Annotated in this window: 7 protein-coding genes; 5 read left to right on the top strand and 2 right to left on the bottom strand. The window is 45.3% G+C overall.

Translation table 11 applies throughout. The features are described 5' to 3' along the window. Window positions 1-19 precede the first annotated feature (19 nt). The 4 genes from CAG68_RS04595 (at window position 20) to CAG68_RS04580 (ending at window position 4,893) form a co-directional block, all read left to right on the top strand. Entirely contained in the window at window positions 20-478 is a 459-nt protein-coding gene (locus CAG68_RS04595) for a transcriptional regulator, SarA/Rot family (RefSeq protein ID WP_161440830.1), read from the top strand. A 305-nt stretch (window positions 479-783) separates the two neighbouring features. Continuing rightward, window positions 784-1,341 carry an alkyl hydroperoxide reductase subunit C gene (ahpC, locus tag CAG68_RS04590; protein WP_005374632.1) on the top strand — a complete coding sequence of 186 codons (558 nt, stop codon included), beginning with the start codon at window positions 784-786 and terminating at the stop codon, window positions 1,339-1,341. Between the two features lie 334 nt (window positions 1,342-1,675). Beyond that, entirely contained in the window at window positions 1,676-3,244 is a 1,569-nt protein-coding gene (ahpF, locus tag CAG68_RS04585) for an alkyl hydroperoxide reductase subunit F (protein ID WP_005374617.1), read from the top strand. A 1,229-nt stretch (window positions 3,245-4,473) separates the two neighbouring features. After that, window positions 4,474-4,893, top strand: coding sequence for a VOC family protein (locus CAG68_RS04580; RefSeq protein WP_086047171.1), 420 nt, complete (start codon window positions 4,474-4,476; stop codon window positions 4,891-4,893). A gap of 77 nt (window positions 4,894-4,970) precedes the next feature. Here the strand turns inward: CAG68_RS04580 and CAG68_RS04575 are convergent, their stop codons facing one another. Continuing rightward, complete coding sequence (locus CAG68_RS04575; RefSeq protein ID WP_017634523.1) at window positions 4,971-5,510, bottom strand: CAP domain-containing protein; 540 nt, start codon at window positions 5,508-5,510, stop codon at window positions 4,971-4,973. Between the two features lie 127 nt (window positions 5,511-5,637). Continuing rightward, window positions 5,638-6,594 carry a LysR family transcriptional regulator gene (locus CAG68_RS04570; RefSeq protein WP_042522258.1) on the bottom strand — a complete coding sequence of 319 codons (957 nt, stop codon included), beginning with the start codon at window positions 6,592-6,594 and terminating at the stop codon, window positions 5,638-5,640. Between the two features lie 126 nt (window positions 6,595-6,720). Here CAG68_RS04570 and CAG68_RS04565 point away from each other — a divergent pair. Further along, a partial coding sequence (locus CAG68_RS04565; RefSeq protein ID WP_161440829.1) for a DJ-1/PfpI family protein occupies window positions 6,721-7,337 on the top strand: 617 nt, incomplete at its 3' end.

The raw sequence follows: 7,337 nt of genomic DNA, 5'->3' as shown, positions 1-7,337 counted from the left end.
GAGCAGGTAGGCAACGCCAATGAGCCAGTGTTACACCGACAACACCATGACCGACGACGATAAACTCTTACTCGAAAACCAAGTTTGCTTCCCGCTCTACAGCGCTGCAAACGCAGTGAGCCGAGCTTACCGCCCGTTGTTGGACGAGCTTGATCTGACTTATTCGCAGTACTTAGTGATGATGGTGCTATGGGAAAAAGACGGTGCCAGCGTAAAAGAATTGGGGTCTCAACTGCATTTGGACTCAGGCACACTCACGCCGCTGCTTAAACGCTTAGAAGCAAAAGGCTATGTGGAGCGCGGCCGAAGTGAAACCGATGAACGCGTTCGCGTACTCAACCTAACAGAGCAAGGTCGTAAACTTAAAGAACAAGCTAAGTCGGTGCCAAACGCCATGATGTGTAAAATCACATTAGAGCTGGATGAAATGATCATGCTGAAGAAACTGTGCGGCAAAGTGCTCGAAAATCTGAGCTAACAAGATAGAAGCATCCGCTTCACCACTTCCTATTAGAAAGAGCCTGCCGAGATGCAGGCTCCTTCGATCTTAGCGAGAAGATCTACTCAAAGTAATCATCGGTATTCTCTATTGCTAATCTGCCTTCATCTTCAATAAAACTTATCAATGCAAACTCACTTACATCGGATTTCCCTATCAAGTGAAATAGGAAATGGCTATCAATAGGATAGTTATAAGCGATTTTCCTTAAACACACTCCGATGAGAATATACTTTCCGAAAGCAACAACAGCTCAGCTTAAAACATTCAAAGGAAAGTAAATTATGATTAATACTCAAATCAAACCATTTGCAGCTACAGCGTACAAAAACGGCGAATTCGTTGAAGTAACAGAACAAGACGTCCTAGGTAAATGGGCAGTATTCTTCTTCTACCCAGCAGACTTTACGTTTGTATGTCCAACAGAACTGGGCGACCTAGCAGACCACTACGAAGAGCTACAAAAACGTGGCGTAGAAGTTTACTCAGTATCAACTGACACACACTTCACTCACAAAGCATGGCACGACAGCTCAGACACAATCGGTAAGATTCAGTACTACATGCTTGGCGACCAAACAGGCAACATCACAAACAACTTCGGTGTGATGCGTGAAGGTCAAGGTCTTGCAGACCGTGCAACGTTCCTAATCGACCCCGAAGGTACTATCCAAGCAATGGAAATCACTGCTGAAGGTATCGGTCGTGACGCAGAAGACCTACTACGCAAAGTGAAAGCAGCTCAATACGTAGCAGCACACCCAGGCGAAGTTTGCCCAGCAAAATGGAAAGAAGGTGAAGAGACACTAGCTCCATCACTAGACCTAGTTGGCAAAATCTAAGCCACTGAAATTTAAGTTCTAATCAGTTCCGATTTCCTTTTTCTGATTAGAACTGAATTAGAGAGCACTTCAGGTTAGATACCTTGACGACCTTCTGCCTGATTTGCTCTCTCCCCCTCAGGTTTTATCTACAGTAACCACTTTTTATTACCTATCTGAATAAGTAGGTGTGCAGTAATTGCGTAGAAAAAATCGTTTAGAACCAGGCATAGATTTTCGATAGCTAGTTACTCTAACTACAAAATCTATAACGCAGTTATCAACGATTTTAGCTAGCAAGAATGAACAAATACTTGTTTTGATTGGTAACTATTTAATTAAGGTAGTAACAACTATGTTAGACCAAGCGATCCAACAACAACTCAAACAATATCTGGCTAATGTAAAAGAAGAAGTTCGTTTAGTGGTTAGTCTAGATGAAAGCAAAGCATCGAATGACATTTTGTCTCTAGCGAACCAAATCGCAGAGATGAGCGACCTAATCACTGTTGAACGTGACGACAACGCAAGCGCACGTAAACCAGTGATGGCGGTAACTAACCCAGCAAAAGGCACAGCACTACGCTTTGCAGGCTTGCCAATGGGTCACGAATTTACCTCTCTAGTTTTGGCACTGCTTCACTCTGGCGGTCACCCAATCAAACTAGAACCAGAAGTGATTGAGCAAATCGCAGCACTAGACAAAGATCTAGACGTAGAAATCTTCATTTCACTGTCGTGCCAAAACTGTCCGGACGTGGTTCAAGCGTTCAACATGATGGCGGCGATCAACCCGAAAGTAAAAGCAACCATGATCGACGGTGGCTTGTTCCAAGATGAAGTGAAACAACGCGACATCATGGCCGTACCAAGTGTATTCGTGAACGGTGAGCTATTCGGTCAAGGCCGTATGTCTCTGACTGAAATCCTAAACAAAGTGGATGACGGCGCGAGCGAGAAAGCGGCAAAAGCACTGAGCGAAAAAGACCCATACGATGTACTTGTTGTCGGCGGTGGTCCTGGTGGTAGCGCAGCTGCACTATACGCTGCTCGTAAAGGTATTCGTACTGGCGTTGTTGCTAAGCGTTTTGGTGGTCAGGTTATGGACACCATGGCAATCGAGAACTTCATTTCAGTAAAACGTACTGAAGGTCCAAAACTAGCAACAGACCTAGCAGAACACCTAAAAGAATACGACGTAGACGTCGTGACTGAGCAACAAGCTGAGAAGCTAATGGGCGCAGCACACACAGAAGATGGTTTGATTCACATCCAACTTGAAAGCGGCGCAACGCTGAAGAGTAAGAGTGTCATCCTAAGCCCTGGCGCACGCTGGCGTGAAATGAACGTTCCGGGTGAGCAAGAGTACCGCAACAAAGGTGTCGCGTACTGCCCACACTGTGACGGTCCACTGTTCAAAGGCAAGAAAACTGCGGTTATCGGTGGTGGTAACTCTGGCATCGAAGCAGCTATCGACCTTGCTGGTATCGTAGAACACGTAACGGTTCTTGAATTCGCAGACGTACTTCGCGCAGACCAAGTACTTATCGACAAAGCGAACTCACTACCAAACGTAGACATCATCACGATGGCGCAAACAACAGAAGTAGTGGGTGACGGTACTCGCGTAACAAGCTTGAAGTACAAAGACCGCAACACAGATGAAATCAAAGAGATTGAACTGTCAGGTATCTTTGTTCAAATCGGCCTAGTACCGAACACTGAATGGCTAAAAGATTCAGAAGTAGCGCTATCTGAGCGTGGCGAAATTGAAGTCGGTAGCCGTGGCGATACTAGCCTAGAAGGTGTCTTCGCAGCTGGTGACGCAACAACCGTTCCTTACAAACAGATCATCATTGCGATGGGTGAAGGTGCAAAAGCAAGCTTAGGCGCATTTGACTACCTAATCCGTAAGCAAGGTTAATCTCCAATTTCTTGAGCACAAAGCGCACGGTGCTGTGTTTTCTTCCCCGGAAAACCAATCGGGGCACCGTGACAGCGATGAGTAACAAGAAATACAATCAAAAAACCTAGAAGCCCAAAGACTTTGCCAGCAGATATTAACTGCTGGCTTTTTTGGTTTGGGGAGAGGTGTAAGCAAATCTCTCAGCGCTCCGAGTTCAAACTGGAGGGAATGGCTCTACAATCACGGATAATTCAGTTCACTCCACCAGCATCACAACGCGCTGCGAATAGATTCTGAATACTCGCTTAGGCTCTTGCAGAATGACGCTGTTCGTTTATCGTTCTCTCCCCGTCATTCCCGCGAACCTAGGTGAGACTCGGAATCTACTCACCGTAAACTCGATCGAAAATGAGTAGCACGAACAAACAAAAGTTGAAACAAGGTTGCAAGCACCTTACCCAACATTCAACCTCAAACCAGCAACCCCACCTAACCTCCCCTTGTATCAAACTCCGAAGCTCTCAACACGCAGAGCTCAAAAGGGAGGAACTGGTTCTGTGCTCGCGGATAATTCAATTCACAACGCAACATAACAACACACTGAAAGTAGATTCTGAATACTCGCTTAGGCTCCTTCAGAATGACGCTGTTCGCTTAGCGCTCTCTTCCCGTCATTCCCGCGAACCTAGGTGAGACTGGGAATCTACTCACCGTAAACTCGATCGAAAATGAGTAGCACGAACAAACAAAAGTTGAAACAAGGTTGCAAGCACCTTACCCAACATTCAACCACCAATCCCACCTAACCTTCGCTTATATCAAACTCTTAAGATCTCAGCATTCCGAGTGCAGGTGGCAAGTTTTACAGTCACAGATAATTCAATTCACTCCACCGGCATCAAAACGCGCTGCAAATAGATTCTTAATACTCGCTTAGGCTCTTTCAGAATGACGCTCTTCGTTTAGCACTATCTTTCCGTCATTCCCGCGAACCTAGGTGAGACTGGGAATCTACTCACCACAAACTCGCTCGAAAATGAGTAGCACGAATAAATAAAAGGTGAAACAAGGTTGCAAGCCCCTAACCCAGCTCTCAGATTCAAAGCACCAAACCCACCGAATCTCTCAATGTATCCAGATCCAAAGATATCAATCCTAAAAAATTTTAAAAAAGCCCTTTACCTCAACTTTACTTGAGGTTTTAGCATATTCATTGTTGGCTAGAAAATGACAAAAAGGAGCACCTCATGATCCAACTAGAACATATTAACTTAGTCGTGAAAGATATCCCTGAAATGCTGAAGTTTTACCAAACTGCATTTCCACATTGGTACGTGCGTGATGAAGATAAAGGCGAATGGAGTGGCAAACCAAGAAACTGGCTACATTTTGGCGACGAGTATCAATACATAGCCATGAGTGACCATGGCGAAGGAGAAAACCGCGAGTTGAGCGGGCACCAAGTTGGGCTAGCGCATTTTGCTTATGTGACCAACAACGTCGATGCAATCATCAAAAGACTAACCGATGCAGGTTATCCGATTGCCCAACCTGGTGCTGATGAACCATACCGCAAAAATGTGTATTTTGTTGACCCTGCCGGTTTTGAGATTGAATTTGTTGAATACCTGGCGGATGACCCAAAACTTCGTAACCTGACAAGCTAAAAGAGATGTAAATAATAAAACGCCAGCAGATAGTGACTGCTGGCGTTTTATTTTATCTATCAGGCTTCTTTATCGCATTAGCGCTGTTTGGCAAAAACCTGAGTCCAGTAATATCCGTAGCGTGCAGAGTGATTTTCGACAAGCGACGCGCCCATCTGATCAAAATCCGCACTCATGATATTAAGGCAGTGACCTTCACTCGATAACCAAGCATTAATGACGGCGTTAATGCTGCTTTGCCCTACGGCGACATTCTCACCAATGGCGCTCCAAGCATAACCCGTTGCGTTAACTCGATCTGACATTTTGCTGCCATCAGAGCCTGTGTGGCTCATGAAATCGCTGTTCGCCATATCGCTTGAATGTCGATAAGCGGCGCTTTCCAAATCGTAGCTCCAAGTCAGGGCCCCAACAGGTGGCATGGTGGTTGCGCCACACTGTTGTGTAGTAGAGCGGGCGCTGTTGACCGCTGCAAGCATCTGCTCGGCAAATGTGCCTTGTGACGATGTGGAACCTGTGTTTTGTGAGCCGCTTTCTGCTGGGGCTGACGACTCCCCGTCGCCGCCACATGCGCTGAGAAGTAGGGCCAAAGCAGGCACTAAGATCTTAGTTGGCATTGTCTTTCCTTTATGAGTGACGAAGAGCAAACTGCGCTTTTCGATAATAACGCCCAATAAACTAACAAAAACCAATAAAAGCGCCATATAGCTTAGGGGGTTTTAACCAAAGACTCACATGAAGTTTTCAATCGCCTTGGTTCGGTCGATAAATCGGCAACGTTTCAGCCCAAGTATGGAATGGCGTTTCATCCATATCCTGTATTGCTTGAGTGATAAAATCGATGAACACCCTAACTCGTGCAGGCACATATTCCCGGTTGGCATAGAGAAGATACACGCCATTTCCTGCTTGGCGCATGCTCGGAAATATCGGCACTAAACGCCCCGATTTAAGCCAGTCTCTCGCGATAAAATGAGGGATCTGAGTTAATCCTAAGCCTTCTGCGCAAAGCTCTGCCATGGATTCACCGTCATTTACAATATAGTTTCTTTCGGGGTCATATTCACTCGCACCGTCTGGTTCTGGCATCCGAATCGGCAACAGTTTCCCCGTTTGTTTAAAACGAAAACGAACCCAAGAATGGTCATTGAATACATCCGGGCCACTCGGAACACCATGGCGCGCTAAGTAATCCTGACTGGCACAAATGATAAAATCGATAGGGCTCAGCTGACGCACAATCAATTGACTATCGTGAACGACACCAGAGCGAATCGACACATCAATACCTTGCTCAATAATATCAACGTAGGCGTCATCGTAATGAATATCGATAGTGATGTTAGGGTAGCGGCGACAAAACTCTTTTAATAAAGGACGAATATAGAGGCGACCGTACGAGACTGGCACATTAATCTTAAGCTGCCCTGAAAGCGCATCATTGTGACTTTTTAATGAATCCTCACATGCCGCCAGCTCCTCTAGTACAAACCTAGCAGTATTTGCGTACCTACGACCAGCTTCTGTCAGGCGGCTCTGTCGCGTAGAACGTTGAAAAAGCTGTATACCCAAATCGCTTTCAAGACGATGTATGGCTTTACTCACGGTCGAAGGGTCAGTGCCATACACTTTGGCAGCCGCAGCAAAACTACCGCCATCTAAAGTGGCAATAAAAAATCGTAGGGACCGTATCTTATCCATATAACCAATGAACTCTATTCATGAATTTTATTCACTTTAGTAAAGACCAAGTGGCTCTTCAATCACTAATTAGCCTAAATATAATGAACCTCAATAACTTGATGCTCTGTTAACGAGGAAAAAACCATGGGTAAAAACGGATTGAAGAATGCACTACAACTATTGATAGCGACACTAGTCCTATTCTTTGGGATGCTTCAAACAGCACATGCCGCAGATAAACGAATTGGTATTCTGGTTTACGATGGCGTACTGACCTCTGATGTTACTGCGCCTTTAGAGGTTTTTGGCGTCGCAAGTCGTCTCACTTGGTTTAGTGATTATGACGTGCTCACCATTTCCGTCTCAGATCAGAAAACCATCACCACTGAAGAAGGATTAAAAATTGGTGTGGATGCTTGGATTGGTGATCTGCCGGAACTCGACGTATTGGTTTTAACATCCAGCTATGACATGGATGCACTAATCGAAAATAAAGATCTCATTCACTTTATTAAAACTACCTCAAAGGCGGCAGATTGGATGGCAAGTAATTGCTCTGGCGCGTATTTGTTAGCCGAAGCTGGCCTTTTAAACGGCAAAAAAGCAACAACTTGGGCCGGAGGTGAAAACGGCTTTCAAAGAGATTACCCAGCAGTCAAAGTACAAGTCGACCAGAATTTTGTCATTGATGATGGCGTTATCACTTCGAACGGTAGCCTAGTTAGCTATCAAGCTGCTCTTAAGCTACTTCACCTTATGAC

Origin of the sequence: Vibrio sp. V42_P2S4T144 (assembly GCF_009904715.1) — a bacterium.
Taxonomy (GTDB): domain Bacteria; phylum Pseudomonadota; class Gammaproteobacteria; order Enterobacterales; family Vibrionaceae; genus Vibrio; species Vibrio alginolyticus.
The sequence above is the reverse complement of the archived record's forward strand: the minus strand, read 5'-3'. Positions and strand labels throughout refer to the sequence as shown.

What these genes read in the sequence shown, in the direction of transcription:
- CAG68_RS04595 (WP_161440830.1), top strand. Translation starts at nt 20, where the DNA reads ATGAGCCAGTGTTACACCGACAACACCATGACCGACGACGATAAACTC.
- ahpC (WP_005374632.1), top strand. Translation starts at nt 784, where the DNA reads ATGATTAATACTCAAATCAAACCATTTGCAGCTACAGCGTACAAAAAC.
- CAG68_RS04575 (WP_017634523.1), bottom strand. Translation starts at nt 5,510, where the DNA reads ATGCCAACTAAGATCTTAGTGCCTGCTTTGGCCCTACTTCTCAGCGCA.
- CAG68_RS04580 (WP_086047171.1), top strand. Translation starts at nt 4,474, where the DNA reads ATGATCCAACTAGAACATATTAACTTAGTCGTGAAAGATATCCCTGAA.
- ahpF (WP_005374617.1), top strand. Translation starts at nt 1,676, where the DNA reads ATGTTAGACCAAGCGATCCAACAACAACTCAAACAATATCTGGCTAAT.
- CAG68_RS04570 (WP_042522258.1), bottom strand. Translation starts at nt 6,594, where the DNA reads ATGGATAAGATACGGTCCCTACGATTTTTTATTGCCACTTTAGATGGC.